The sequence below is a fragment of the uncultured Arthrobacter sp. genome (assembly GCF_947495145.1).
Classification (GTDB): domain Bacteria; phylum Actinomycetota; class Actinomycetes; order Actinomycetales; family Micrococcaceae; genus Arthrobacter_D.
This window is the reverse complement of the sequence record NZ_CANLXP010000016.1, coordinates 1-26,705: the sequence shown is the minus strand read 5'-3', so window position 1 is coordinate 26,705 and position 26,705 is coordinate 1. Positions and strand designations below refer to the sequence as shown.

The 26,705-nt window shown below is 63.5% G+C and carries 25 protein-coding genes and 2 pseudogenes; 6 read left to right on the top strand and 21 right to left on the bottom strand.

Features of this window, described 5'->3' with window-relative positions; all coding sequences use genetic code 11:
* Window positions 1–50: 50 nt before the first annotated feature.
* Window positions 51–1,058 (top strand): LacI family DNA-binding transcriptional regulator, encoded by a 1,008-nt coding sequence (locus tag Q0877_RS12165; RefSeq protein ID WP_299168163.1) that lies wholly within the window; start codon window positions 51–53, stop codon window positions 1,056–1,058.
* A 6-nt stretch (window positions 1,059–1,064) separates the two neighbouring features.
* Here the strand turns inward: Q0877_RS12165 and Q0877_RS12160 are convergent, their stop codons facing one another.
* The 4 genes from Q0877_RS12160 to Q0877_RS12145 all read right to left on the bottom strand — a co-directional run bounded on the left by Q0877_RS12160 (window position 1,065) and on the right by Q0877_RS12145 (window position 5,319).
* Complete coding sequence (locus Q0877_RS12160) at window positions 1,065–2,072, bottom strand: nitronate monooxygenase (protein WP_299168162.1); 1,008 nt, start codon at window positions 2,070–2,072, stop codon at window positions 1,065–1,067.
* A 32-nt stretch (window positions 2,073–2,104) separates the two neighbouring features.
* The gene (locus Q0877_RS12155; protein ID WP_299168161.1) at window positions 2,105–3,787 is read right to left on the bottom strand and encodes a thiamine pyrophosphate-binding protein; all 1,683 of its coding nucleotides are present in this window, start codon (window positions 3,785–3,787) and stop codon (window positions 2,105–2,107) included.
* Window positions 3,787–4,770: an agmatinase gene (speB, locus tag Q0877_RS12150; protein ID WP_299168160.1), complete on the bottom strand. Its 984-nt coding sequence runs from the start codon at window positions 4,768–4,770 to the stop codon at window positions 3,787–3,789. Before speB ends, Q0877_RS12155 begins: the two co-directional genes overlap by 1 nt.
* A 141-nt stretch (window positions 4,771–4,911) precedes the next feature.
* Window positions 4,912–5,319 carry a VOC family protein gene (locus tag Q0877_RS12145; RefSeq protein ID WP_299168158.1) on the bottom strand — a complete coding sequence of 136 codons (408 nt, stop codon included), beginning with the start codon at window positions 5,317–5,319 and terminating at the stop codon, window positions 4,912–4,914.
* 162 nt (window positions 5,320–5,481) lie between these two features.
* On the opposite strand from Q0877_RS12145, the gene Q0877_RS12140 reads away from it, so the two are divergent.
* Together Q0877_RS12140 and Q0877_RS12135 are read left to right on the top strand one after the other, a co-directional pair.
* A complete protein-coding gene (locus Q0877_RS12140; protein ID WP_299168157.1) occupies window positions 5,482–6,438 on the top strand; it encodes a carbohydrate ABC transporter permease in 957 nt (318 codons plus the stop codon).
* A 2-nt stretch (window positions 6,439–6,440) separates the two neighbouring features.
* On the top strand, window positions 6,441–7,382 hold the full coding sequence (locus Q0877_RS12135) for a carbohydrate ABC transporter permease (protein WP_299168154.1): 942 nt from the start codon (window positions 6,441–6,443) through the stop codon (window positions 7,380–7,382).
* A gap of 166 nt (window positions 7,383–7,548) precedes the next feature.
* Here Q0877_RS12135 and Q0877_RS12130 read toward each other — a convergent pair whose 3' ends face one another.
* From Q0877_RS12130 to Q0877_RS12110, 5 genes are all read right to left on the bottom strand, one after another.
* Window positions 7,549–8,928, bottom strand: a complete 1,380-nt coding sequence (locus Q0877_RS12130; RefSeq protein WP_299168153.1) for an extracellular solute-binding protein — start codon at window positions 8,926–8,928, stop codon at window positions 7,549–7,551.
* 209 nt (window positions 8,929–9,137) lie between these two features.
* Window positions 9,138–9,716, bottom strand: a complete 579-nt coding sequence (locus Q0877_RS12125; protein WP_299168151.1) for a helix-turn-helix domain-containing protein — start codon at window positions 9,714–9,716, stop codon at window positions 9,138–9,140.
* A 97-nt stretch (window positions 9,717–9,813) separates the two neighbouring features.
* Window positions 9,814–10,965, bottom strand: coding sequence for an AI-2E family transporter (locus Q0877_RS12120; protein WP_299168148.1), 1,152 nt, complete (start codon window positions 10,963–10,965; stop codon window positions 9,814–9,816).
* A gap of 71 nt (window positions 10,966–11,036) precedes the next feature.
* On the bottom strand, window positions 11,037–11,363 hold the full coding sequence (locus tag Q0877_RS12115; RefSeq protein WP_299168146.1) for a DUF202 domain-containing protein: 327 nt from the start codon (window positions 11,361–11,363) through the stop codon (window positions 11,037–11,039).
* A gap of 1 nt (window position 11,364) precedes the next feature.
* On the bottom strand, window positions 11,365–11,769 hold the full coding sequence (locus Q0877_RS12110) for a YidH family protein (protein WP_299168231.1): 405 nt from the start codon (window positions 11,767–11,769) through the stop codon (window positions 11,365–11,367).
* 227 nt (window positions 11,770–11,996) lie between these two features.
* Between Q0877_RS12110 and Q0877_RS12105 the strand changes: the two genes are divergently transcribed.
* Window positions 11,997–13,091, top strand: a complete 1,095-nt coding sequence (locus Q0877_RS12105; RefSeq protein WP_299168144.1) for a VIT1/CCC1 family protein — start codon at window positions 11,997–11,999, stop codon at window positions 13,089–13,091.
* On the opposite strand, the gene Q0877_RS12100 is transcribed toward Q0877_RS12105, so the two are convergent.
* Genes Q0877_RS12100 through Q0877_RS12090 form a run of 3 tightly spaced genes read right to left on the bottom strand, consistent with a single transcriptional unit; the run spans window position 13,052 to window position 16,901 of the window.
* A complete protein-coding gene (locus Q0877_RS12100) occupies window positions 13,052–13,996 on the bottom strand; it encodes a glycosyltransferase family A protein (RefSeq protein WP_299168143.1) in 945 nt (314 codons plus the stop codon). The two genes, Q0877_RS12105 and Q0877_RS12100, sit on opposite strands and share 40 nt — an antisense overlap.
* The gene (gene rfaE2, locus Q0877_RS12095) at window positions 13,993–15,486 is read right to left on the bottom strand and encodes a D-glycero-beta-D-manno-heptose 1-phosphate adenylyltransferase (RefSeq protein WP_299168141.1); all 1,494 of its coding nucleotides are present in this window, start codon (window positions 15,484–15,486) and stop codon (window positions 13,993–13,995) included. Before rfaE2 ends, Q0877_RS12100 begins: the two co-directional genes overlap by 4 nt.
* Entirely contained in the window at window positions 15,483–16,901 is a 1,419-nt protein-coding gene (locus tag Q0877_RS12090; protein ID WP_299168140.1) for an aldehyde dehydrogenase, read from the bottom strand. The genes rfaE2 and Q0877_RS12090 overlap by 4 nt, the downstream gene beginning before the upstream one ends.
* Window positions 16,902–17,069: 168 nt before the next feature.
* On the opposite strand from Q0877_RS12090, the gene Q0877_RS12085 reads away from it, so the two are divergent.
* A complete protein-coding gene (locus tag Q0877_RS12085; protein WP_299168138.1) occupies window positions 17,070–17,327 on the top strand; it encodes a hypothetical protein in 258 nt (85 codons plus the stop codon).
* Between the two features lie 290 nt (window positions 17,328–17,617).
* Here the strand turns inward: Q0877_RS12085 and Q0877_RS12080 are convergent, their stop codons facing one another.
* The 9 genes and pseudogenes from Q0877_RS12080 to Q0877_RS12040 all read right to left on the bottom strand — a co-directional run bounded on the left by Q0877_RS12080 (window position 17,618) and on the right by Q0877_RS12040 (window position 24,477).
* A complete protein-coding gene (locus Q0877_RS12080) occupies window positions 17,618–17,758 on the bottom strand; it encodes a hypothetical protein (RefSeq protein ID WP_299168137.1) in 141 nt (46 codons plus the stop codon).
* 556 nt (window positions 17,759–18,314) lie between these two features.
* A pseudogene (locus Q0877_RS12075) lies at window positions 18,315–18,503 on the bottom strand (metal-sensitive transcriptional regulator); the annotation flags it as partial.
* Between the two features lie 240 nt (window positions 18,504–18,743).
* Window positions 18,744–18,971, bottom strand: a pseudogene (locus Q0877_RS12070) (DUF3105 domain-containing protein); the annotation flags it as partial.
* 15 nt (window positions 18,972–18,986) lie between these two features.
* Complete coding sequence (locus Q0877_RS12065; protein WP_299168136.1) at window positions 18,987–19,211, bottom strand: hypothetical protein; 225 nt, start codon at window positions 19,209–19,211, stop codon at window positions 18,987–18,989.
* Between the two features lie 284 nt (window positions 19,212–19,495).
* Entirely contained in the window at window positions 19,496–20,383 is an 888-nt protein-coding gene (lgt, locus tag Q0877_RS12060; protein WP_299168134.1) for a prolipoprotein diacylglyceryl transferase, read from the bottom strand.
* Window positions 20,384–20,640: 257 nt separating this feature from the next.
* The gene (locus Q0877_RS12055; protein ID WP_299168132.1) at window positions 20,641–21,324 is read right to left on the bottom strand and encodes a ferredoxin--NADP reductase; all 684 of its coding nucleotides are present in this window, start codon (window positions 21,322–21,324) and stop codon (window positions 20,641–20,643) included.
* A gap of 20 nt (window positions 21,325–21,344) precedes the next feature.
* On the bottom strand, window positions 21,345–21,935 hold the full coding sequence (locus Q0877_RS12050) for a ferric reductase-like transmembrane domain-containing protein (protein WP_299168130.1): 591 nt from the start codon (window positions 21,933–21,935) through the stop codon (window positions 21,345–21,347).
* Between the two features lie 965 nt (window positions 21,936–22,900).
* Window positions 22,901–23,557: a transglutaminase domain-containing protein gene (locus Q0877_RS12045; protein ID WP_299168127.1), complete on the bottom strand. Its 657-nt coding sequence runs from the start codon at window positions 23,555–23,557 to the stop codon at window positions 22,901–22,903.
* A complete protein-coding gene (locus Q0877_RS12040) occupies window positions 23,557–24,477 on the bottom strand; it encodes a DUF3488 domain-containing protein (RefSeq protein WP_299168124.1) in 921 nt (306 codons plus the stop codon). The genes Q0877_RS12045 and Q0877_RS12040 overlap by 1 nt, the downstream gene beginning before the upstream one ends.
* Before the next feature lie 506 nt (window positions 24,478–24,983).
* Here Q0877_RS12040 and Q0877_RS12035 point away from each other — a divergent pair.
* Complete coding sequence (locus tag Q0877_RS12035; protein WP_299168122.1) at window positions 24,984–26,423, top strand: M23 family metallopeptidase; 1,440 nt, start codon at window positions 24,984–24,986, stop codon at window positions 26,421–26,423.
* Window positions 26,424–26,705 lie beyond the last annotated feature (282 nt).

Below are 26,705 nucleotides of genomic sequence, written 5' to 3'. Positions count from 1 at the left end.
TGGGACACATGCGTGTCCCACCGGTTTCAACTCGAAAAAGGACAGTCCAGATGGCGGCGACCCTGCATGATGTGGCTCAGGTGGCCGGGGTGTCGTTCAAGACGGTGTCCAACGTCATCAACGACCATCCAAACGTTCGGCCGGCAACACGGGAGCGCGTGAACAAAGCCATCGCGCAGCTGGGCTACCGTCCCAATCTCACTGCCCGCAGCCTCCGCTCAGGGCATACCGGCGCCATAACGCTCGCAGTTCCCCAATTACGCCTGCCCTATTTCGCAGAACTGGCCGACGCCGTCATCAGTGCAGCGGAAGCCCGCGGCTTGGTGGTTCTCATCGAGCAGACCAGCGGCGAGCGCGATCGCGAACTTGAGGTACTTCGGAGCCCGCGCCTGCGGATGTCGGACGGGTTGCTCTTCAGCCCGCTTGGACTCGGGGAGGAGGACGCGTCACTGGTCAGCGCGGAGGTTCCGATGGTGCTCCTCGGCGAGCGGATTTTCTCCGGCAACTGTGACCACGTCACCATGCAGAACGTCGAGGGCGCCCGCGCCGCCACCGAACACCTCCTGGACACCGGGAGGCGACGCATCGCCGTCGTCGGTGCCCACGAGGGAGAGGTTATCGGCTCCGCTGGACTCCGGCTCAAGGGCTATCGTGAAGCGCTGGAAGCGCGCGGCATAGCGTACGACGACGGCCTCGTTGCCTACGTCGGTACCTGGCACCGTGCAAACGGTGCCGAAGCGATGCACGATCTGCTCGACCGCGGCGTCGAGTTCGATGCGGTGTTCGGCTTCAACGACACGCTGGCGCAGGGAGCCATGCGTGTGCTGCAGGAAGCCGGGCGGCGCATTCCGTCCGATGTCGCCGTGATCGGCTTCGATGACCTCGACGAAACCCGCTACTCCATCCCCACGCTCAGCAGTGTCAATCCCGGCCGCGAGGAAATCGCCGAGACCGCGATCAGGGTCCTCATGGAGCGCATCAAGAATCCGGCCGGCCCGGCGCCGCGAGAGATCCTGACGCAGTTCCAGGTGATGGCGCGGGAGTCGACGGCCGCCTGAGGGTGCCTATAGCAGCGATTCGATAATCTCCGCCGCAGGCCCCTGCCGCGCTGACGCGAAACCGGTCCCGGCCCAAAGGTGCGCCACGTCGGCATTCCCCTGAGCCACGGCCGCCTTCCGCAATGGCGCTGTCATGTAGTGCAGGTGCGGGTAGCCTGCGGGAGCGTCCTGATGCTCGAGGATGAAGCGGTTGGTCAGCCCGCGCGCATACCGTCCCGTATAGGCCCGAGTGAGTGACGTCCGGGGAAACCGACCCTCGCTGAGCGCCGAACGGTGCAGCGCGTTGGTGCCTGCTTCATCCGAAAGCAGCAGGGCCGTGCCCACCTGAACGGCCTCGGCGCCGCTATCGCGCAACCGTACGACGTCACCGGGCCCGGACACTCCCCCGCCTGCTGCCAGCGGCACGTCCGTGCTGGCCCGGATGCCCGCCAGCGTCTCCTCGAGCAGCTGACCCGTCGGTGCTTCGCGCTGGTCGAAGTTCCCACGGTGCCCGCCCGCATTCGGCCCCTGAACCGCGAGCGCACGAGCCCCGGCCGCTACGGCGAACGCTGCCTCAGCAGGGGTTGTCACGGTGACCATCGGAAGGATTCCGGCCCCGGCCATCCGCCCGAGAACCGCAGCGTCCGGGCAACCGAAGGTGAATGACACCGCTGCAGGCTTCGCAGCCAGGACAATCGCCAGCTTGGCGTCCCAGCCGTCGTCGTCGTTCCGCGGCTCGCCCACTTCCACTTCCAGCGAGGCAGCCTCCGCGCGCAAGGACTGCGCGTAAGCGTCGAGGAGCGCCGCGTCCGGCTGAAACGAATCCGGCACAAACAGGTTCACGCCAACTGGGCCACCGGTCAGCGTGGAAACGCTGCGCAGCTGCTCCTCGAGGTCCTCCGGCGCGCGGTAGCCCGCGGCAAGGAAACCCAGACCGCCGGCGTTGCTTACAGCGGCGGCGAGCTCCGGCGTCGTAGGGCCCCCGGCCATGGGCGCACCGATGATGGGCAGGGCAAGGTCGCGGAGGTCGAACATCCCTCCAACCTACCTACAGGTGCCTGGGAGTCCTACAGGTGTGTAGGAGCGAAGAGCCGCAGCAGGGTCTCGACAACGACGACGTTGGGACCCTCCGCGGCAAAGCTCGCCTCAAGCGCCTCCCGCACGTTTTCCGGCGCCACGCGGACCGCGGGCACGCCGAAGGATTCAGCGAGTTTCACGAAGTCCGGCCGGGTGAGCTCGGTCGCCGTGGCCTTGCCGAAAGCGCCCTCCATGTATTCGCGCAGGATGCCGTAACCGCCGTCGTCGACAATGAGCCAGGTGACCGGCAGATTGTGCTGACGGGCGGTGGCAAGCTCAGCAATCGAGTACATGGCCGAACCGTCACCGGAGACGGCAAGCACGCGTGCGGGCAGGTCCTTCGACGCCAGGCCGACAGCGCCGCCGATCGCCCCGGGGAAGCCGAAGCCCAGGCCCCCGGCGCCCTGCGCTGAGTGGAACTCGCCGGCCCTCGAATCCCAGCAGCTCCAGGCCCAGTACGCCGCGATGGTCATGTCCCAAAAGGTTTGCATGTCGTCCCCGGCGGCCGCGCGGATGTCGGCCATGAAGGTCCGCTCCTTGCCGAGATCCTGTTCATCGAGACGCGCCTGCACCTTGGCGAGGGTCTCGGCCACGAGGGCGCGCGGATCGTAGTCACCGGTGCGGCGCTCAGCAGGGGCCAGCGCTTCGTCCAGCGCTGCAAGCGCCTGACCAGCGTCGGCGCGAATGCCGAGCGCGGGGCGGTTGGATTCGAGGACCCGCGGTTCGGCGTCAATCTGAATGATGCGGCCGCGCGGCTCAAGGGTGAAGTAGTTGGAGGTCACCTCGCCCAGGGAAGATCCGATCACCAGGAGCACATCCGCGTCCTCAAGCACCTCGGTGACGTAGCGGTCCTCCACCCAGGACTGCAGCGATAGCTCGTGGTTCCAGGGGAACGCGCCGCTTCCGCCGGGCGAGCACAACACCGGCGCGTCCAGCTTCTCCGCGAGCGAAAGCAGCTCTTTCTCGGCCTTGCCGCGGCGGGTTCCGCCGCCGGCTACGATCGCCGGCCGCTTTGCTTCGGAGAGCCACTTGACCGCTTCGCGGACCAGCTCCACCCGGGGCGGATTGTCGAACGGTTCCGCCAGCGCATCCTCGACCTGCGGTACGACGACGGCGTCGAGCAGCACATTCTGCGGAACCTCCACCCAGACGGGCCCCTGCGGCGAGGAGACGGCCTCGGTCCACGCGTCCTGAATGGCGGAGGGGATACCCGACGCGTGCTGGATCAGCCGCTGGCTCTTGGTGACGTTGGCGGCTGAGGCCTTCTGGTCGTCGAGCTGGTGCAGCATGCCCTTTCGGCGGGCGCCCAGACCCTCAAGGGGAATCTGGCTCGCGACGACAACCATCGGAACACCGGTCGCGTAGGCCTCCTGCAGTCCGGCGAGCGAAGTCAGCGCGCCCGGGCCGGTGGAGAGGAAGAGGACGCCCACCTCACCGGTTGCCCGCGAAAAACCATCGGCCGCGAAAGCCGAGTTATTCTCCACCCGCGACGAGACGAACTGCAGATCCGAGCGCGACAGCGCATCAAACAGGCCCAGCGCATGCTGCCCTGGAATGCCGAACACCGTCGTCGCACCGAGAGCACTCAGCGTCTCGACAACCAGGTCACCACCATTGCGCTGGCTCGTGACCGGCTGCGGGGGAACTGTTGCGTCACTTTCAACGGACTGCATCAGCCGTCCTTTCGCGTGGAGATTTCGTCAGCCATCAGACTCACCAGATCGTAGGCCACGTGCGAAGCCGCCACACCGGTGATCTCGGCATGATCGTAGGCGGGGGCGACTTCGACGACGTCGGCGCCCACCAGGTTCATCCCGCGCAGGCCACGCAGGATTTCCAGCAGCTCGCGGCTGGTGATACCGCCGGCTTCGGGGGTGCCTGTGCCCGGCGCATGTGCCGGATCGAGCACGTCGATGTCGATGGAGACGTAAAGGGGTCGGTTCCCGATGCGGTCGCGGAGCTTGGCCACGGTCTCATCGACACCCTGGCGAAAGACATCGGAGGAGGTGACGATGCCGAAACCGAAGCGCCGGTCATCCTCAAGGTCCTTCACACCGTACAGCGGCCCGCGGGTGCCGACGTGCGAGATGGCCTCGGTGTCCAGGATCCCTTCCTCCACAGCGCGGCGGAACGGAGTGCCGTGCGTGTACTCGGCGCCGAAGTAGGTGTCCCAGGTGTCGAGGTGGGCATCGAAGTGCAGCAGCGCAACCGGCTCACCGGCGCGTTCGGAGGCGGCACGTAGCAACGGCAGCGCGATGGTGTGGTCGCCACCGAGCGTGACCAGGTGGGCGCCGTCGTGCGTGAGATCCAGCGCGTTCTGCTGGATGGTCTCGATAGCCTCGTTGATGTTGAAGGGGTTTACCGCCATGTCACCGGCGTCAGCCACCTGCACCCGCTCGAAGGGCGAGATGTCCATCGCCGGGTTGTAGGGCCGCAGCAGCCGCGACGCCTCGCGGACATGGTTGGCACCGAACCGCGCACCCGGCCGGTAGGACACACCGGAGTCGAACGGCACGCCGACCACGGCGATATCGGTTTTTTCGACCTGGTCGATCCGCGGGAGCCGTGCGAAAGTGGCCGCTCCGGCATAACGGGGGATACGTGCCGAATCGATCGGCCCCAGGTGGCCACCTGCCGTGACGCGCAGCTCTTCCAATGCATCTCCTCTTCCCTGCAGTCTGCCTTGCAACGCAGGCGGGCGCAGGTTTCCTCATAGGCATCAACTGTTTCCCAAAAGGCTAATTGTGGCACGCGTCTCAGTCAAGATTGCTGCCTGCAAGGGATCGAGGGCCGCCGGCTAGGAGCGCGGGATCAGCGGCTTGTCGGCACGGGCTTTGATTTGCTGCACTGCCCACGAATTGCCATCGGGATCATCAAAGCCAAAGAAGGTGCCGCCGTCGCGCTCGTCAAAGACAGTGATGTCACCGACGTCGACGCCACGGGCCAGCAGCTCCTCGCGCGCCGCATTGATGTCCGAAACCACCAGTTGAAGGCCCTTCAGAGTGCCCGGCTGCATGGCGTTCATGCCCGGCCCGTTGCCGAAGACGATGGAGCAGCCTGAACCCGGCGGGGTCATTTGGGTGAAGTGCATACCGCCCGCATCCGTCTCGAAATCCTGCGCGAAACCGACCTTGTCGCGGTAGAACGCGACCGAGCGCGCGATGTCGCTCACCGGCACAACAACAACTTCCAGCGTCCAGTCCATCGACTACTCCTGACCATGAAGGGGTGGCGCTCACGCTATCCGACCGCCTTCTCGGCGTATAGCCCATCGCTTCTCAAATGGGAAGATTTTGCGCCGTAAACAAAGCATGCTGATGGCTTACTCTAATCAGAAGCGACTCTGCCGACAGCAAGGAGGTGCAGCATGGCCACAGCGGTTGACTCCCATCGGAAGAGACGGCTTCGGCGTCCCCGCTGGATCAAGGAACCCTTCAACAGCGAGGCGAGGGCAGGCTACCTGTTCATCCTCCCCTGGGTCATCGGGTTCCTGGTGTTCACCCTCGGCGCCATGATTTACAGCCTGGTCATCTCCTTCACCAACTATGATCTCTCCACCGACACGGCCACGCCCGTCGGCTTAAGTAACTACGAGTTGCTGCTCAAAGACCCGAAGGTTCTGACCTCGCTCGGCAACACGCTGTACTACGCAGTACTGTCGGTACCGCTCGAGATCTGCTTCGCACTCTTCCTGGCGTACCTGCTGCACCGCATCCCGGACCGCGGTGCCGGCGTCTTCCGCATCATCTACTACCTGCCGAAAATGACGCCGTCAGTCGCCGCAGCGTCGATCTTCCTCCTGCTGCTCAACGGCAACTCCGGAGCAATCAACGGGTTCCTCGGCATTTTCGGTATCGACGGGCCGCAGTGGCTCATCGACCCTAACTGGATGAAACCGTCGATCATCATCATCGGCCTGTGGAGTGTCAGCGGAACCATGCTGATTCTTCTCGCGGCACTGAAGAACGTCCCGCAGGATCTGTATGAGGCAGCAGCACTCGACGGCGCCGGGGCAATCCGGCAGTTCTTCTCCGTCACCCTGCCGATGATCTCCAACGCCCTGTTCTTCTGCACCATCGTGCTGACGATCGCCGCGCTCCAGGTGTTCGACCAGGCGTTCCTGCTGTTCTACCGGGATACGGCAAGCGGGTCGCCGGATGCCGCCCTCTTTGTTGGCGTCTACCTGTTCCAGCAGGCCTTCCAGCAGTTCAATATGGGCTTCGCCGCCGCGATCGCCTGGCTGCTGTTCGCCATCATCCTCGTGATCACGATCTTCCAGGTCCGGTTCGGGAACAAATTCGTCTACTACGAAGGGGGCCGGTAGCCGTGGCATCAGTTCTGAAATCACAACCGCAGGCAGCGGCTGAATCGGACCCGCGGGACAAGTCCACTGCAGCCCCCAGCAAGCACTTCCCCTGGTACAAGCCGCGCAGCATCGTTGGACGGATAGTCCTGTGGGCACTGCTCCTCGGGTTCTCGGTCCTCTTCATGTACCCGTTTGTCTGGCTGCTGGCCGCAACGTTCAAACCGCGCCAGGACGTGTTCGACAACCGGCTCATTCCTGAAACCTGGGTCTTCACCAACTACGTGGAGGTGTGGCAGCAGTTGCCGCTGCTGTCCTGGATCTCCAATAGCGTCATCATCGCGCTGTTGGCCGCGGGGCTCGTCACCATCTCCAGCTCCTTGGTGGCCTTCGGCTTCGCCTACTTCCGGTTCCCGTTCCGCAACCTGCTCTTCGGCCTCGTGCTGGGAACCATGATGCTGCCCGGTGCCGTGACGATGATCCCGACCTACTTGATCTGGAAGGAACTCGGCTTTCTCACCACCACCGTGCCACTGTGGGGCGCCAACCTCTTCGGGTCTGCGTTCTATATCTTCCTGCAGCGCCAGTTCTTCCTGGGGCTGCCGCGCGACATCTTCGAAGCGGCCCGCATCGACGGGTGCAGCTACTTCGGATTGTTCTGGCGAATAGCGATGCCGCTCTCCATCCCGTCCTTCATCATCGTGTTCATCTTCGAGTTCCAGGCGAGCTGGAACAACCTGCAGGCGCCGCTGATCTACCTGAACTTCGGCAGCCCGGACCAGTACACGGTGCCGCTGGGTATTTCCTACGCGATGTCCCTGTTCAGTCCCACCTCGGGCGGCGAAGCCGACTATCAGTACGTGATGACGGCGGCCCTGCTGGTGACGCTGCCCATGCTGGTCCTGTTCGCGTTCGGCCAGCGGTACTTCATCGAGGGATTGGCGGGCCAGGGCCGGAAGGGCTAACTGCCCATTCCGCGAAGTCCACTCGTTGGTTTGGCAGGACACACCCCTTTTGGAGGCTTATTCGGGGCGTGTCCTGCCAAATCAACGGGGAAGTGGAGGAGGGTGGGAGCCAGCCTGTACGGCTGACTCCCACCCTCGCTCTATGAACAGAGAACGACGACGGCGCCTACTGCGCGCCGGCGGTCGCCTGCTCGTACACCAGCATCGCGGCGGCCTGGGCGTCTCCGAGCGCTTCCTCGATGGTCTTGTCGCCGGACATCGCAGGAGCCATGGCATTCTGCAGTTCGGTCTGGATCTCGAGGCCCGCTGGCGAGGACCCGAGGGGTACGCCGTTTTCGAGCGCCTGGTAGTAGGAATCGATCAGCTGGTCGAAGCCCTCGTTACCGGTCGGCTCAAGGTACTCCTCCTTGATCAGCTGATCCGCGGTCTGTGAACCGGTGAAGATGCCGGTGAACATTCCGCCTTCTTCCATGCCTGACACCCGGGCCTCAGCTGCAGCCATCCAGGCGTCGTCGGAGGTGTTGGTGACGGCCCACTTGCAGGCGGCCGCCTTGTTCTTCGCGCCTGCCGGAATGACGTAGGACTGCCCGCCGGCCACCGCGATCGCTTCACCGTCCTGGTTCCGCAGGGGCACACCGGAAACCTCAAGCTGATCCGCGAAGTCTGACAGAACGTTCGGGTACCACTGGGCGTACAGACCTGCGCCTACCTGATCGGCGACGAACTGGTTATTCTCACCGAAGAAGTCCCAGGTCTGGCCGAAGCTGTAGGCCGTTTCATAGCCACCCTGCGCGTCGTAAATCTCCTTCAGCCAGGTCAGGGCTTCGACGTTGGCCGGGTCATCGAGGGTCGGCTTACCGGTCTCGTCCATGATTTGTCCGCCGAAAGCTGTGAACCAGATGGGGGCCTGGGACGGCATCTGGGGGTCAAAACCAAGACGCGTCGGGTTCTCGCCGTCGGACTCGTACATTGCCTCCGCAGCGGCGAGGACAGCATCCGGGTTGGAGGTGTCCAGATCGTCAGCGGTGACGCCGGCTTCCTCCATGACGCGGGTGTTGGTGATAATTGCCCACGGCTGCCAGAACTGCGGAATGCCGTACACCTGGTCGTTATAGGTCACGTCCTGCAGCACCGCCGGGTAGTAGTGCTCCTCGGCGTTGACGTCGTGAGTGGTGAAGCACTCGTCAACCGGTTCGATCAGACCCTTGGCCGCATACGTCGCCACATACTGCCGATCCATCACCACAAGATCGGGCAACGTTCCGCTCGCCGCTTGCGCAGCGAAACGCTGCGGGTCGAAGTTGCTCTCGTTGATTTCAACTGTGACGCCGTCCTCTTCCAAGGCGGCGGTAGCGAGTTCTGCACGGGAGGTTGCCACCTCGTCGCCCAGGGTGAAGCCGCCGGCCGACATGGTGCCCGAAAGATCCGCCCCATAATCCACCGCTTCCCCGGTATCGGCGGTTCCGCCGCCTCCGCCACCACAAGCGGTGGCCGTCAGGGCGATGGCCGTCACCACCGCGAATCTTGCTGATCGAGAAGTCTTCATTGCTCCAGTCCCTTCACAAGCTAACGCGCCAGCGCTGGCGCGGGCGGATCGTCGAGGTATCGAGGCAATCAGCAGGCACGCGCCGACTGGCCGCAATTCGTGACCACAACAGGCACCGGTCTGTCTAGACCGGCGCCGTTCGATCAGTATTCCATAAGCCCGCTTGGTATCCCGGTAACGATTGGGACGAGGTGGGATCGCCTGCGGTGTCAGCTCCGGGAAGCCGCCGGAACCAGGGTCCAGAGCACCACCGCTTCTTCGTCCGAGGGGTTGAGCCAGGTGTGCGGCTCACGCCCCGGGAAGGTCAGCGTGTCGCCGGCTTCCATCTCGTAGCGGTCGTTGGAGAAGATCAGTTCGAAGCGGCCGGCCACAATGTGCAGGGTTTCCACCTCGCAGTCCACCGAGTAGAGGTCCGACTCCCCTTTCCCATGCGGCGCTATCACAGCACGGATCATCTGGAGCCGCCGCTCGGAGCGCGCCGTCATGAGCCGCTCGTTGATCCCCTCACCGCCGAGGCTGATTCTCGGTGCTTCGCTGAGCCTCGTGAGGTGGGTCTCCGGAACGGTGAAGAGATCGCCGATCGAGATGGACAGGACCTGGCACAGCGTAACCAGTGAAGCAACCGACGGAGACGTCAGGTCCCGCTCCACCCTGCTGAGGAAGCCCTTGGTCAGACCCGTTGAACCGGCGACCTGCTCGATCGTCATCCGCTGCGCCTGCCGCGCTGAGCGGATGCGTGAACCAATCGCCACGGGGGCATTGCTTGGTTCAACTGGGAGAGCCTTCAATGTGGTTCCTTCCGGGACGGCTGATTTCAAGAACTGCCCGCAGGTGCAGGGCTGCCGCTACGAACCGGCAGGCGTGCACCTGCGGGCAATTTATGGCTTAGGGTTCCTGTGCGGGCTCCGAACCCCCGACACTGTCCGGCTCCGGATCGGACGTTGCGGGCGCTGTCACCGGCTCCGGCTCATCATCTTCAGTCCAGGCCTTGATTGCCGCCCAGGTGACCGCCGCAACCGGCACGGCGAGGATTGCACCGATGATTCCCGCAAGGATGGTGCCTGCCGTCAGCGCCAGCAGGATCACGAGCGCGTGAATGTTCAGCGAGCGCCCCATGACCACCGGTTGGAGGAAGTTGCCCTCCAGCTGATTCACCACGATGACGGCGAGAATCACCATCAGCGCAACGAACGGTCCGTTGGCCACCAGTGCAACGAGGGCGGCGAGCACGCCGGCCACAGTGGCGCCGACAAGCGGAACGAATGAGCCGATGAAGACGATCACAGCCAGCGGCACCGCCAGCGGCACCCCCAGAATCAGCAGGGCGATGCCGATGAACACCGAGTCCACCGTGGCAATGATGGCCGTACCGCGCACGTAGCTGCCCAGTACGTCCAGGCTGCTGTGACCGACCCGCTGCGCGCGCTGCAACCGTTCCCCGCGGAAGGGCCGGAGCATGAACGCCCAGATCTTGTCGCCGTCCTTAAGGAAGAAGAAGAGGATCACCAGCATCAGCAACGCGCCGGTCAGGAATTCCCCGGCGGCCGTCAGCCCGGTCAGCGCGGTGCTCCCGACGGTCGAGCTCGTGGCGAAGTCGATGACCGATTGCCTGGCGCTTTCGATCTGTTCCTGGTCAATCGGGATGGGACCGGTCTGGATGAAGTCGTAGACCTGCTGGAAACCCTCGTTGGCCTGCTGGATCAGTTCATCCAGCTGGCTGCGCACGGCGAACACGATGCCCGTGACCACGCCGCCGAGCACCACCAGCAGCAACAGGAATGAAGAGGCGGTTGCAAGCGCGCTCGGCCAGCCGCGCCGCCGCAGCATATTGACCAGGGGGCTGATCGCAGCGGCGAGGATGAGAGCCAACAGCAGCGGGATGACCACCAGGCGGATCTGGATCAGTCCGTAGATAGACACCACCACCGTTGTGACGAGCAGCAGGAGCTGAGCGCTGCGGATGCTCACTCTCCCGAGGCCGTCCCGCCACGGGCTCGGCTGATTTCGTGCTGCACTGGTGTCGCGTCTGTACTCCACGGGCGCTTCTTCCTTGTGTGTGAGGGCGTGCCGAAAGCAGGCAGGTTCGCTACTACCCTACGTGCAGCCCCTTACAGCGGCAGGAACAGCACGGTGTAGATTCCGAGCCCGCCCAGAACGAACACCGCCGACGACGTACACAGCACCGCAGCGACATCCGCATCCACCCTGCCCCGCGAAACTCCCGCAACGCGGACGGCATACCTTCGCCGCTGGCTTACGTAGATTCCCAGCGCCGCCGCCAATGACGCAACCACCAGTGCGCCCGCGAACCAGCCGTGGGCCGGCACCCAGCGCAGGAACAGCAGGCTTGAGCCCACCAGCGCGGTCATGGTTCTGCCCCAGGCCAGGGATGTGCGCTCCGGCTGCAGGCCCGGATCGCGACCCGGCGCGGTCACTTCAGCTGCCCCGAACCAGCACAAACACGACGACGACGGCGGCAATCACCGACCCTCCCAACGCCAGCAGCGGTGCCAGGAATGGAAGCGGCAAGGGCGCGCCATGGCGCATCGCGCGTTCGACATTGAGCCAGCGGAAGCATGCCACTGACGAAATGATCATCGCGAGCAGCAACAGCAGGACGGCCAGTGTGGTGCGCAGCTGAGGCATGAAAATATCGGTTGTAAAGGCTTCAACGGCTATGCCGCCGGCCATTAAGGCCAGCGAAGTGCGGATCCAGGCAAGGAACGTACGTTCATTCGCGAGTGTGAACCGCGGGTCCGGCTCAGCACCGCCGCGCAGGAGGCGGCGAGCGAGACCGCGCCGGGCGCCGTCGTCGTTGTTGCACTCCCCGCCGGTATCCACCGCTTCATCGTAGCCAGTGGGCAGCAGGACCACCGGACCGGGTAGAATGGACGTTTGCGAAGGGGAGTAGTTCCGGAGTGCTTGCGCTCCGCGGCCTGTCGACATACTGGCACTCAGTGATGATGCCCGGCAGTCCACCGTAGTAGCGGCGAACGAGACCTTCGGCCATGCACTCGTTAATGGCCGGAGCCCCAACAGCCCTGGCCGAGGATAATCAGGAGCCGGCTGTGAGCCCCGAGGTAGCCCGAACACCCGCCGAGATCAAGCGCTGGCGGCAGTACCTGGCCGACGAGCGCGCCGAAGCCGCCACCTACCGCTACCTTGCGCGCAAGCGCGGCGGCGAGGAAAAAGAAATCCTCCTCGCGCTGGCCCAGGCGGAAGGGCGGCACGAACAGCACTGGCTCACCCTGCTGGGCGACGACGCCGGCAGACCCCAACGCCCGTCGCTGCGGAACCGGGTGCTTGACTTCCTCGCACGCCGGTTCGGCTCTGTCTTTGTGCTTGCGCTCGCCCAGCGTGCAGAGGGCCGCTCCCCCTATGCGTCAGACCCGTCCGCGACCAGCGCGATGGCCGCCGACGAGCAAATCCACGAAGAGGTTGTGCGCGGCCTCGCAACCCGCGGACGCAACCGGCTCTCGGGCAATTTCCGGGCAGCGGTCTTCGGCGCCAATGACGGGCTGGTGAGCAATCTCGCGCTCGTGATGGGCATCGGCGCGACCGGGGTTTCCAGTGCGTTCGTCCTATTCAGCGGCCTCGCCGGCCTGCTCGCCGGCGCACTCTCGATGGGGGCAGGCGAGTACGTTTCGGTGCGGTCCCAGCGTGAACTGCTGACGGCGTCGCGCCCGACGCAGGTCACCCTGACCGCGGCAAAGGAACTCGACATCGACGCCAATGAACTGGTGCTGGTCTACCGTGCGCGCGGCATGTCGCCGGAGGCAGCGGAACACCGCGCTGCGGAGCGGATGGGGCAGTTCACCTGCGACTGCGATCCGAGCTTCTCCCTGCAACCAGAACGGCAGGAGCCGAAAGACGATCACGAGAGCGTCGGCACGGCCATGGGCGCCGCCGCGGCCAGTTTCTGCTTCTTCGCCTCCGGAGCAGTGATTCCCGTCCTGCCCTACATTTTCGGACTGACCGGAATCGCTGCTGTGGTCGTCGCCTGCGCTCTCGTGGGATTGGCGCTGCTGGCAACCGGCGCCGTCGTCGGCCTGCTTTCCGGTGCATCACCGCTCAAGCGGGCGCTGCGCCAGCTCGCCATCGGATTGGGTGCGGCTGCGGCAACCTACCTGCTGGGACTGGTGTTCGGCGTCTCCGTCGCGTAGCCGGCGCCCGGACTTGCTGAGCCGGCGGGCGACGGAGCATGAACGACGTCTCCTAGCACGACGTCGGCTGCATCGGTTTTGCGGTCGGGAACTGTCGTCGGCGACTCCAGATGAACGGCGCCCGTCGGCACGATGCCTGCACCTCCGTACCGTTCCATGACCCGCCATTGCGCGGCAACATCCTCACCGGCGTGACTGGCCGGCAGCTGATCCCAAAACTCGAACCCGCCGCAGTCCATCAGAGCCTCCCTGTTGAAGAGGACGCACCCGCCTATCCACGCCACCTTGTACAGCCGCCATTCCTCAGGTCCGAGGTTCAGCTCCGTGGCAGCGTGGGTGAGATTGGCGGCGTTGTGCAGCGACCACCGGTCGAAGGACCCGGCATCCCGACGGACCCGTTCCGGTCTGACTCGGCCGCGTTCCCACAGTTCGAACGGTTCGCGTTCGTGTTCCCGATAGTCATCGAGGAAGGACAGCCCCTGCACCGCCGCACCGACAAAGCCGCAGCCCGCTTCTTCCAGCGCGGCGTGCATGCGGGCAATCATCCCGGGTTCAAGCCAGACATCGTTATCGAGAAACAGGACTTCCCGCGCCGTTGAGAGCTGAAGCAGAAAGTGCCGCTGCTGCGCCACCCCGCGCTGCGGCAGGTTTCGCAGAAGCTGCACTGTCCGCCCCTGCACGCGAAGCACCCGGACCATTGCGTTCACGGCAGGTTCGGTCCACACGGGTTCGCCGTCGCTCTGGTCGCTCAGGATCACCGAGAACGCGGGGCCGTCCTGCCCCGCCAGTCCGGCAAGCGTAACCGCCAACTCGGACGCCCGGCCATAGGAGGGAATCAGCACGTCCAGCACGGGCTTCTGGGCAGGAGCCGGCCGTCCCCACTCTCCCGACGGTCGCCGGCTCATGGCGCAGCGGTCGGGGCGGCCCGGATTTTCCGGACCATCGCCGTCGTCGACTGCTCAGCCACATAGTCAAGGATGCGCACTACACCTCCACAGCGCTCAACCACGGGCGCCTCCTCGAGCATCTGCGACGAGTAGTCTCCGCCCTTCGCGTAGATGTCCGGCCGCAAGGCCTCGATCAGGGGCACAGGGGTATCGGTATCGAAGGCAGCCACGTAGTCCACACAGCTCAGTGCCGCGATGACGCCGGCGCGGTCGGCCAGGGAATTGATCGGCCGGTCAGGTCCCTTCAGGCGCCGCGCCGATTCGTCACCGTTCAGGGCCACCACCAGCACGTCACCCAACTGCTTGGCCTGCGTCAGATACCGGGTATGGCCTCGGTGCAACACATCGAAGCAGCCGTTGGTCAGCACGATCCGCCGGCCCTGCTCCCGCTCCTCCGCCACCCGGTGCAACAGCTCATCAAGGGGCAGGACCGCGGATGACAGACCACCGAGGTACGCGGCCAGATCCACGGTGGAGCACACCGACGTGCCGGCCCTGCCAACCACGACATCCGCCGCCGCCTGCGCCAGGTCAAGTGCGGCGGTCATCGGCATGCCCGCCGTCCGCGCTGCAGTCAGGCAGGCAACAAAGGTGTCACCCGCCCCGGACGCCTGCTTCTCCGACGCCGGCCGCGCCCAGGTCCGATGGGCCTGACCCTCCGCCGACAGCAGCACTGTGCCGTCCCGGTCTAGCGTGACGACGACGGCGCCCGCGCCCGTCGCAGCGAAGAGCTCTTCGCTGCGGTCAGTCACCAGCGCGACCCGGTCCTCGGCAGCAGCGGGCGGGAAGTTCGTGCCCAGCAGCCTCGCCGCCTCCTGCGCATTCGGCGTGACGATGGCGGGCTTCAGTTCCGCCCAGGCACGCGGATCATGCGCATCGACCACGGTCAGCGCGCCGTGAGCGTGCGTCCGCAGCGCCTCCCGGACGGCTGGGCCAAGGGCTCCGGTGCCGTAGTCACAGACAACGACGGCGGCACTTCCCGCGAGCGCAGCCGGAACTGCCGCTGCCAGGGCGGCCACCGATTCCTCCGGTGGTTCCCCGTCCTGATCATCAAGGCGCAGCATCACCTGGTCGCCGCCGATGATCCGGTTCTTGGTGGTTGTCCGGACGCCCGGCCCGGCCAGGAGTCCGGTAGTGTCCACGCCGGCGTCGTCCAGCAGCGCGCGGAGGCGAGCTCCGGCGTCGTCGTTTCCCACAAGACCGACCAGGCGCACACGTGCGCCGAGCGCAGCAAGATTCATCGCCGTGTTTGCGGCGCCGCCCGGAGCATACTCCCTGCGCTGCACGTCGACTACGGGTGCGGGAGCCTCGCGGCAGAACCGTTCAATAGTCCCAGTCCACCAGCCGTCCAGAATCACGTCGCCCACCACCGTCACCACCGGCGCCACGCGCGCCAGTTCGACGGGCACCCACTCGGTGAGGCCGCGGGTTTCCGAGAGCGCCGTCATGACCGGGCCGGCTTTCCGGGCGCCTCGATGTGCACCACCTTGACGGTGCAGAACTCGTCCAGCAGTTCCGGTCCGTAGCCGAAACCCTGACCGCTCTCACCGCGTGGCTGTGCGGAACCTCCCGGCGCACCACCAAAGACGGCGTTGACCTTGACTGTCCCCGCCTTGAACGCCGCCACCGCCTTCTGCGCGTTCGTGATGCTCCCGGTCAGGACGTTCGCAGCCAGTCCGTACCGGCCGGCCGATGCGAGCCCAAGCCCCTCGTCAAAGCTGCCCACACGCACAATGGGAGCCACGGGGCCGAACGTTTCCTCCGTCATGACATCCATCCGGTCAGTGCAGTTGAGCAGGACGGTCGCAGGGTAGTGCGCGCCGGGGCCTTCCGGGATGGTGCCGCCTTCGGCCGCCTCGGCCCCTGACTCCACCGCTGCCTGGACCTGCTGGTGTACGGCGTCCCGCAGGCGGCGGTCAACCAGCGGCGCAAACGTTCCCGACGAGTTGCGGCGGCGGGCTTCGGTGACAAGCGCCGCGCAAAACTCGTCTGCCACGGCGTCTACAACGTAAATGCGCTCGACCGCCGTACAGATCTGCCCGCTGTTGCTGAAGGCGCCGATCGCGGCTTGCTCTGCTGCCCAGACCGGGTCCACGTCGTCGTCAATCAACAGCGGGTCGTTGCCGCCGTTCTCGCGAAGCACATGGGCGCCGGTCAGAACCGCCGCACGGGCAATGCGGGCACCGGTCGCGCTGGATCCCACGTGCGCGTAGACGTCTACGCCCTCTTCCGCGGTGAGCATGGTCCCGACGTCCCACCCGCCGGTCAGAGTGGTCAGCACACCCACAGGGAAACAGGGCGACAAGAGTTCACCGAGCAGTTGACCCAGGTGCGGGCAACGTTCGCTGGGCTTGTGCAGAACGGTGTTGCCGGTGACTAAAGCTGCCCCTATCAGCCCGGCTGCGACCGCAACCGGGTCATTCCACGGCGTCAGGAGCACCGCCACACCGCGGGGCTCGGCAACTGTGTAATCAGAGGCGAGCGCTGAGCCGCGCAGGCTGTGACCACGATGCAGGGGGCCAAGCTCGGCGTACTGTTCGAGCGTCGAAGCTCCCGCCTCAATCCCGGCGAGTGCCTCCTCGCGCGGCCGTCCGGTCTCCCGGCTGTTCAACTCGGCGAGGCGGTCCGCCCCCTTTCGCAGGGCACCGGCAGCGGCGCGAACCATTCCTGCCCGGTCAGCGGGAGTCACAGCAGCCCACTCCGGCTGCACGGATCGGGCGAGCTGGACGGCGAGCGCAACCTGCTCCCGCCCGGCAGACTCGACGGCACCGACCTCACTACCATCGCGCGGATCATGAATGGTCAACACGGGCTCCTGCCCGGCGGCGCTGCCGCGGATCATCGTCTCGGGCTCGCTTGTCATTGCGCTCCTTTTTATCTGGCAGCAAATGCGTTGTGCCAGAGGAGTACCCACCTGCGCGCCGGTTCACACAGCTTCCAGGGCGATGATTTCGCCGAGCTGAGGATCAGTCTTCCCTGGGAAGAGCCGCGGCCATCCTTCGCGGTCTAGGTGTATTGTCCCGTGAGGTTGGTGACGCGGCTTGCTGGCGTCTGGCTTGGCTTCCCATTGGCGGACCCGATCATCGGCCTGCTCATTTCTGCTGCGATCGGAGTGCTGCTGTTCGGAACAGCCCGGGACGTCGGACGCCGCCTGATGGGCGGGGTTGATCCTGCACTGGTGGACCAGGCAGAGCAGGCCCTTCAGCCGTGTGCGCCAGGGACTACGGTGCGTATGCGTTGGATGGGCCATAAACTCCACGTCGAAGCGCCCTTCCCTGCCACGTCGTGATCGGTGGACGCGGTGCAGGAATAAGGTCGGGCTGTGGAAGCGACGTTACGGGCCGGCATCCCTACCGTCGGTTCGGTGCTGACTATCCCTGTCTGGGCCGCCCACGAGGAAGACGCATCAGCACCGACGTCCTGAATCCCCCCGAACAGCGGAGTCACATCGCTAACACAGGAGGTTCAGATACCGCGCCCATTGTCGGCCGCGCAGGCGGCTCTTCCGCGCGGGTACACGTTCGGCGTCACCACGGATGCGCTGGAAATGATAGGCGTTTTCGGTGGCACCCTGCACTGTTACCAAAGTCCGGGGGCTGCCGTTCGCAGGGCCTGTACTTTTCCCTCACCCTGCCGCTCGAACCGGTCTTCAGCACCCTGTCCCCCATGGGTCAGGTCGAGGCAGATGGACAGCGACACCCGACTGGTGGTGCTGACCACCAGCAACACCTTTTCTCGGCTATCAACCTCAGTGTCAGCATCGACCTTGCCCCGAAAATTCACGGAACCGTGCTGGATTTTGCTGAGTACAACGATCTTCAGCGGTTCATTTGGCTGACCCTGCCCGCTGCCAAGGGCCCGCAGTGCACCTGCCGCAGATCCATCGGAACCCCCACGGGAAATTGGCCCCGCTGCTTGGATAATCAGCGCCTCGGGCTCAGCGACCTATAAACAAAAGAGGCTAAAAATTCTTGAATGGTGGGGCAGAACACCCTCGCGGCTCTGGGAGGACTCGCAGCCTCTTTATGCGGTGCTGTCAATCATGCTGTCGGCCTACGGAAGCACCCTCAAATCTTGGCCATCAAGGACTCGAAGAGGTAACAGTCTGGTGAAGGGGCATGGCTTGCGACCAGCAGATAACAGCGTATCTGTCCACGCTTTGTGGCGGAATGTCAGTGGTAGGACCTGGTGGGATGCGGCGGAAGAATCCGGCGAAGTGTGGTTACTGTAGCGTGACCGCATGGTCTCTGTTCCAGGATCGACGTGCGCGGCTTTGCATTGCTGAAACCTGGGTGCGGATGTCGATGCAGTACTTATCCTTTTCCACCATGCGGGCGATGCCGTCGACTTGGCCCTCAATGCGCTTGAGCCGGCGGAGGTATGCCTCCTTCTCCGGCGTGTACCCGTGGTCGACGGGAGTGACGTCGTCCAGTGGGCTAATGAAGTTTTCGGCGGTGATGCTCATGACGAGTTTCCTTTGTAACGTGTCGGGCTGGCAGTAATCATTTCTCAGTCGCCCGCTGCTTGCTCAGATCTTCAGGCGGGTTGTGCTTAGCGTGCGGGTTCTGCGTCCCTTATGGGCGCGCATGCGTCGCAGCAAAGATAGTAGGAGGATGGGCACGCCGCGGGCTCGCTGGGTACAATCAGGTCCCCCGCTTCTATTAGCTCGTGGAACCGGGCGTCGTTTCTGCCTCGCTCGGAAGAACTATCGCTCCAGGCGCGGATCTTCGGCATCTTCGACGGTCAGCTGGGTTCCCCACGCGGTGGCTGTCACCGCATTCTCCTGGCCATCCTGTGGGCTGAGCAGCACATGACTTGGGTCTCCGACCAGCTCAGTCAACGATTGGACTGCTTCCGGGTCCAGGTCTGAGCCGTAACTGATCCACACGGCGCCGTGTTCGAGGGCATGAACGGCGAGGGTTTCGTTCACTGGCTCTGTGTAGACGCCCTAGTTAATCCACACCGGTGCGTGGTCACCACCGGCTCCAGGTGTCTGCGGGTAGTCGACCGGTGATTCGATGTGATTACGCGAGAGATCCTCGAAGGTCTGAACTCCCTCGATGGGTGCCTCCGCGGCCGCGGTCAACGCGGCGTTCTGCCGCATTTCGTCGACGATGACGAACGAGACGGCCGCTGCGACCGCAGCAGCGAGCAGGAGCACTGTGCCGTACACCGTAACGTTCTTGCGCCGTTTCGCTGCCTTCTGCTGTGCCTGGAGGGCCTAAAGCCGACTCCGGCGATCACGGTTTTCTTGTCCGTTTCGCTTGTTCTTGGTTCGCTCCCAGCGGTTCTACGGTTGGTTGGCGGGTGGGATCACCGTTTGCCCCGTCCCCGAGGGGGGTCACGCAGTGGGTCAGGGAGATGAGTAGAAGCAGGAGGATCACCGAGAACCAGACGAAAACTGGGTGTGTAATTATCCATCGGCTAACGCACCGCACTCTCAAAACCCGGCGTATCTCAGTTTTGGGCGGCCTGCTCCGGTGTAGGTTCCGATGTCCCTGTTCGGGATGGTTGGCGTGAACGGAGCCGCGCAAACACCGCTGCAGCGGCCAGGAACATGATCGCTGAGACCCAGGTATTCACTCGTAGCCCCAGAATGAGGTTGGCGTAGTCAGAGCGCATGAGTTCGAAGAAGAACCTGCCTGCCGTGTAGATGACAACATACGCGGCGAAGACCGCGCCGGCACCCAGACGTATTCTTCTGTCGATCAGGAGCAGCACTGCGGCGCCGAGCAGGCACCAGATGGATTCGTAGAGGAAGGTGGGGTGGAAGTAGCCCAGGACGACTGGGTTTCCGGATGCGTCCAGCATTGCCCGCCCGGCGGAAAGGTCCATCTCATGGACTTGAAGTTTCCACGGCAGGTCTGTCGGGCCACCGTAGAGTTCGTTGTTGAACCAATTTCCCCAGCGGCCCAGCCCCTGCGCGATGAGTATTCCCGGTGCAGCGGAGTCAGCGAAAGCTGCGAAGTTCACTTTGTGGCGGCGGCACCCGATGTAGGCACCTACCGCCCCGAGGGCTATTGCTCCCCAGATCCCCAATCCGCCGTCCCAGATCCGGAGCGCGTTCCACGGATTCATCCCAGGGGCGAAGTACAGCTGGTTATCAGTGATCACGTGGTAAAGACGTCCACCCACTAATCCAAACGGCACCGCCCACACAATGACGTCCAGTGGTTGCCCCGGTTCACCTCCCCGCGCAACGAGGCGCCGGTCAGTCAGCCAGGTCGCCACCACAATGCCCGCAAGGATGCAGACTGCATAGAAAGCAATCGACAGAGGTCCCACCTGCAGGGCACTGACGGTCGGGGAGGGAATGTAAAGATCCACTGATGGGCTCGTCTTCATGATCGGGGCTTCAAATAATGCTGGCGGCGTGGACTGCGGGGACAACCCTGAGGGTAGAACCTCGGGATCATCGCCCTCCGCCAAGGACGCCGACCCCTACAACCGAACGCTCCCATCCCCATGAAAGTTCCGCTTGCCTGATCTGGCTCCTTCGCGCTGCGGAGGAGCCAGATGAGTGAGTCTCATCAGGCGGTGCCGTGCCGACGTACACAGACGTAACCGAATGGTGGGAGAACCCGCCGGCATCTGCGCCGCCGTTAGTATCCAGGAAACTCTTCACAATATATGCGGCCGGAATCAACGCCCATGGCCTCTAGCGCGCCCTGGGCGGACTCGACCATAAAGGGCGGGCCGGCGATGTACCAGAGACACTGGTCCTTGTTCTTTACGCTCGTGGAGATGAACTTTTCATCGATGATGCCGAAATTCGTTTTGACGGTCAGGCGCGCAGATTTCTTCTCGAAGTGTTTGAGCTCATCAAGGTAGGCCGCACTCCGCTGGCTCCGGTTGACGTACAGGAGAGTGATGTGGGGACGAGCCACCTCGTCGCGCTCGGCGTTAAGCCGCAGCATGCTCATGAAGGAGGTGATGCCGATTCCTCCGGCGATAAGGACGACCGGGCGGGCCGGTTGCCGAGGCAAGAGATGAAAGCCGTGCGGCCCCTCGATTATGACCTCAGAGCCGATCCGTGACTCGCGAAGTGTCTGTTTGAACCCGCTACCTGTGTCACGGTAGGCAACGATGATCCTCTCCTTGTCCGCAGGGGAGGAGGCGATGGAAAACACACGTGAAGCGCCTCTCCGGTCACGATAGAGAAGTTTGGGCAGCCGGAGCTGAAGGTATTGACCGGCGTGAAACGCGAACTTCTCCGGCCGTTTGAATGCTAGCTCCAGGGTTCCTTCCGCTACCTGCCTTCGTTCGAGCAAGGTCGTCTTGAACACTCCGCGCCCTCGCACCAGGTCTACCGGGCCATACTTCGTCGCTGGTGAACCGTCTTCACGAAAGCGGCGATCTGTGCCATGAAGACTGACAGCAGCATGGCCAGATAGACGAACCGGAGAACATTTTCTGGATACTCGGTCGGTAGGCCCATGAGGACCCGGTGCGGGGCCGGTGTGTAGTGCATAAACGCGAAGTAGAGCGAGTGCAGCGCCACGACGTAGAAGATTACGTAGGTGAAGCTGTGTAACCACTTCCACGACGAAGGGCCGAGGAAGCTGACTGCTCTGTCGAAGGAGGTTGCCGCGAGGATGAGAGCGAAGAGGAGGGCCATGAGGCCCATGAGATTCGCCAAACCGAATCCCGGCTCGAATCGCAGATACGCGTCGAGCTCCGGCACGTATTGATACCCCAGGAGTTCCCGGACGTCCCAGCGTGCCCAGCCGTCCCAGACGAGATAGAAGTGTACGAGCGTCACTACCGTGAACCAGATGCCGGACTCTCGGCGCCAAGAAATGATTCGCACCAGCGGCGCCCATAATCTTATGGCCGGACCGATGAGCGCAACGAGCCAAATGAGGAAGGCGCCGGCAACACCAAATGATTTCCACAAGCGCATCTCCGGGTCCCACCCCGAGTGCAACTGCCAGCCGAAGTACACAAGTAGTGTGGAAATTCCCCCGGCCAGTAGATGACGCAACAGGATTTCCCTCTTGTGCCTGACTCCTAACAACATGCTCGGTTCTCACCCTCAAATACTTTGCGGACATCAGGCTTCGCACGCCGTTCCAGCAACCCAGCACCAGTAGCGTGAATTGACGCTACACAGCTTGCTCGCAATGCTATCTCAGCCCCCTGACTTGGGCTCGGGTTGACCGCCCGTGAGTGCTTCCTTGAACCCAGCTGCTGGCCTTCTACAACCGAGAGTCCTATCTGACTGGAATGGGTGACGGAGGGAGTAGGGCAGGAGCTGTGCCTTAAGCCGTGTGGTGGGTTTAGCGGTGCGACGCAGGGCGCTGATGACCGTTTGCACGTCCTCCCAGGTGCGAAGGGTGCCGGCAGCTTGGAGCGGAGATCCGGATGTTTGAGCGAATTCCTCGATCTCGTAAGCATGCTGCAGCCTTGAAAGCGAAACGGCTGCCTGCCCCTCAAGTGCGGCCTTGGATCTGAGCCGCTCAGCGAATGTACGGGGGGTGTCCGCTGGAACCATTGGATAACCATAATCACTTGCTATTTCGGTTGTTTCGGCCCAGGCCATCTTGGCCGGATTATGGGTACCCGAGGTAAGCAACCGACGGCGGCGGGAGGACCGTGCTTCACGTCTGAGGAATGGTGTAACGGTAATCAGGGCGAGCAGCAGTAGCGTTCCGGCCGTCAAAACCCCTATCTGCCCTAAACGGGAGCGGTCAGTCTGACCATCTGATGGAACCGGTGCGGTGTCCGGTGTGGACGGAGGTTGAGCGCCAGGCAGCGGCGAATCCTGCGGTGTGAGGTTATCCTCGGCAAGCACCTCGGACGGGAGCGGTTGGGTTTGCGCATAGTCAGGGACCACACCCCGGCCTGGGGTGGGTTCGAACTTCACCAGCCGACGTCCCTGAAGTAGAGTTCGGGCCATGCGTGAGCGTCCCGTGAATCGACGGCGAACTCCGTGAGCTCCTCCCCATGGGGCCCGCGAATTGTGTTTCCGGTGGGAGTGCCCGGGACATAGCCGACCGCGACCCGGCTTGGGATCCCGACCAGTCTCGCCATCACGGCCATGGTGCCAGCGAACTGCACGCAATACCCGGCCTTGACGTCCAGGAAACGCTCGATCACGCCCATACTGTTGCCGTCATAACCGCCCTCCACCGGGGCTTCCAGGGAGTACGTGAACTCCTCCCCCCTCAGATAATTCTGGATCGCCATGGCCTTGTAGAAAGGGTTGACCGTTTCAGCCGTCAGGGCACGCGCTGTTGTCTCAACGGCAGCTGGAATGTCGTCGGGCAGTGTCATAAAGTCCGGGGAAACTTCGCCGTCCGGAACGGGTCCTATGCCTGCAAGAAGTTCCCTCGTGAGTTCAGGGGTTGAACTTCGCACCTGATACGTTTGCTGCGCTGTTGATCCGCCGTCAGAGGCCAGGATGGTGAAGTTCTGCGGGTCCCACGTCCACATACCCTCCACATTCGTGATGCTTGTCGGCGCGTACGGCGCCAGCAGCCATGGGCTGGTGAAGCTCCCTGTGGTAATCGTGGTCACTATGGGGCTGCCAGTGCGATTATTTCCTCCATTGCCCTGATTCCCGTGCGTCGGGAATCCAGCCGCTGGTCCGGCTCCCACCGTTGGCCGGAGAAATCTTCCAAAGTTGACGACCGTAGATACAGCGGCTCGTCCGCGTTGGTGGCATAGGTGATGCGCCCGAAACTGGTCGGATTGCGCAGGTCATTGCCCAGTGTCACGCTCGGGTTCAATCCGGTTGCAGTGCCCCAGGGATTCAGGCGGGACCCCTGTGGAAACGCGCCTGAATTGAATCCCGGGATCATCAAGGGCAGGACAAGGGCGGTGGTGAGTGCTACCGCGCCTATGGAAACTGCGCGAGCGAAGAACCCGTCGGAGGTCCTGCCGGTGCTGGCCGTCTTTCTGGGCTTCTCCCGCCATTGCCCAGCGGCGAGAAGAAGCAGGTAACCGGTCGCAGCAGCGACGAACGCGGGTATACCCACGCCGTAGGGTTTGGTGATCGCTGGAGGTATGAGGATCACCAGGAGAATGATTCCGCTGACAGCCGGCATCCTGAGCGTGATGGCCAAAGTATCCATCAATACCGCCATCAGCCCCGTTGTGGCACTGATGATGAGGAGAATCCCCGCACCGGGTAGGACTGGTGCCAGCTGGGAGACCACGGTGTCTTCTGCATCCTTGAGCAAAAATGTCAGGCGTTCAGGGAACTCCGGTCCGGGAATGGCGCCCAGGATGCTCTGGTCGGAAAAGTATTGCCAATTTACGGTGCCGACCAGGACGAGCAGGCCGGTCACAAAGATCAGCGGGTCAGGGAAGTGCAGTCTTCGCGCGATGGCCATGCCGGTGAACACGCTTCCGACCGTGAGAGCGACGGAGGGCAGCCAGAGCCAGCCCTGGATAACGCCGTGGAGGCTCAGTGATGCGAGAATCACGGCTGCCATAGAGACGAGCGAAAGCACGAAGTGCCGTTGATCGTGTGGAGTGCGGGGCTGCTGAGCCGGACGCTGTGCAGGTCTAGATGGTGCCGGCAGCAGCGTGGTCGTCATCGTCGTCGCTGCCCCCTTAGGGTGATCTGAGTCCGTTCGGGCTGATGTGCCCGGGTTCATGCTTTGTCGCAGCCACAGCGGGTCACACATGTGGATGAGTTCCGAACCTCTCGTGGGCCCTGCACGGGACACGCGGACGGCGTCGGCATCAGCGTCCGGGGTAGGCCGCAAAGGTCCGATTATGGTTATCCATGGGTCTCATAGCAACACACGGTGAGTGCTTACTGTGTCAACTTGCTGCAGTGATCAAAAGTTCCACGCGGTGGGCGTCCGCCGCGACGGTTCTGGACAGAACCGATACACTGCCCGACCTTGACCAGGAGCACGAAGAACTTCGCCGGTTTCTCTTCTTCGATGTTCCTTGGCTTCCGGGTTATTAATTAGCAACGAATGGAGAACCTGTGGACGTTGTTTCCCGGCTGCGGGCAGCGGGCAGGATCTCAGTTGAGGCCAGGACCGTTACAGGTACTTCGATGGTGCTTGTCATGGCGCTGGTCCTGGGTAGCAGTGGACCGGTTTTCGCCGACGAGCTGGACGAGCGCAAGAACGCCCTTGAAAGCCAGATCGCCGAAGTGCAGCAATCGATGGACTTTCTGGATGCCGACATCATCGAAACGGTGGCTCAGCTGCGGGTCTACCAGGATGAGCTTCCGGCAGCGCAGCAGTCTCTGGTTGATGCGCAGGGCCGAGTTGCGGTCGCCGCCAATGAAGTGGCCGTCCTGGCTCAGCGGGTGGACCTTGCGCAGGACACAAAGAACACTCTCACCGAGCAGCTTGAGCGGGACCGGGAGGAGATGGCGGCGAACCGTGTGGTGATCGGCCAGATCGCCAGTCAGGCTTATAAAAGCGGTGGTATACCTTCCGGTATTTCGTTATTGCTGGGTGCTGAAAGCCCCGAAAGCCTCACTTACTCCATGGACATGGTGAATCAGGCGCTGCGCAGTCAGAACGCCGCCATAGAGCAGCTGTCCCAACAGAACGCCATCAACGTCAACTCGGAGGCGCGGCTCATATCGGTTGAGGAGGAAATCCGTGATCTCAAGTACCAGGCCGAAGATGCCCTTGCCGCTGAACAGAGGGCGCGCGATGAGGCTGAGGTCGAGAAGGCGAAGGTCGATGACCTGATTGCTGAGACCACCGCCCTCTCTGAAGAACTCCAGGCGCAGAAACCGGTCATCGAAACCCGGTTGGCCAAGATCGAAGCGGAGCAGCGACAGGTGGTCGCGGACATCGCTGAGCGGCAGCGCAGGCTGCTGGAGGAGGCCCGCAAGCGTGAGCAAGCACGGCTGAAGGCAGAAGCCGAAGAACGCGCACGGATCGAAAACGAGCGGCGGGCCGCAGAGGCCGCCGCCGCGAACCGTCCTGCTCCAGTGCCGGTACCCGTCCCGCCGCCGTCACCACCAGCCGTCGGGAGCCCGTCGACATTCGGGTTGAATCCGCCCCTCAACGGCCCCATCACCTCAATATTTGGTTACCGCCCCACACCGGCTGGGACCATCGACTGGAGTGGCACCGGAGGTTATGCGCATACAGGAATCGATTATGGTGTCGGCTGCGGGACTCCGATCTACGCACCCGCCGCAGGCGAGGTCTGGTTCGCCGATTCCGGTGTCCTCAGCGGTGCAGGAGTGCGCGTGGTGTTGAACCACGGGGTCGTTCAGGGAAACGCCCTGGTCACCAACTACTACCACCTGGAAAGTTTCGCGGTCTCCCCCGGCCAGCAGGTCAAAGCCGGGCAGCTCATCGCCTACGTAGGCACCTCCGGCAACTCAAGCGGCTGCCACCTGCATTTCGAAACCCAACTCAACGGTTCCCTCGTCGACCCGCTGGGACTGCTATAGGACTCAATAGGAACCACCGAGTCCGTGCACCAGCATGATGCCCCCCGATATTGGGATCCACCAGGTGAGCGGGACGAGTCTGATGGATGTGCCGACTCCGACCTGACTTGGCTCACGGGTTGCGGCTTTTCTGAGGTGTGTGGCTGTGACCTGCGGTGATGTCTGCGTTTAGTGTGTTTTTCACGCACTAAGGGCGGGGTGTTTTAGCCTGAATCCACCGGCTGGGTGTGGCGGGTAGCCCGGTTGCGGTTTCGGCGGGTTGTGCGGTGTGCGGGCATGGCG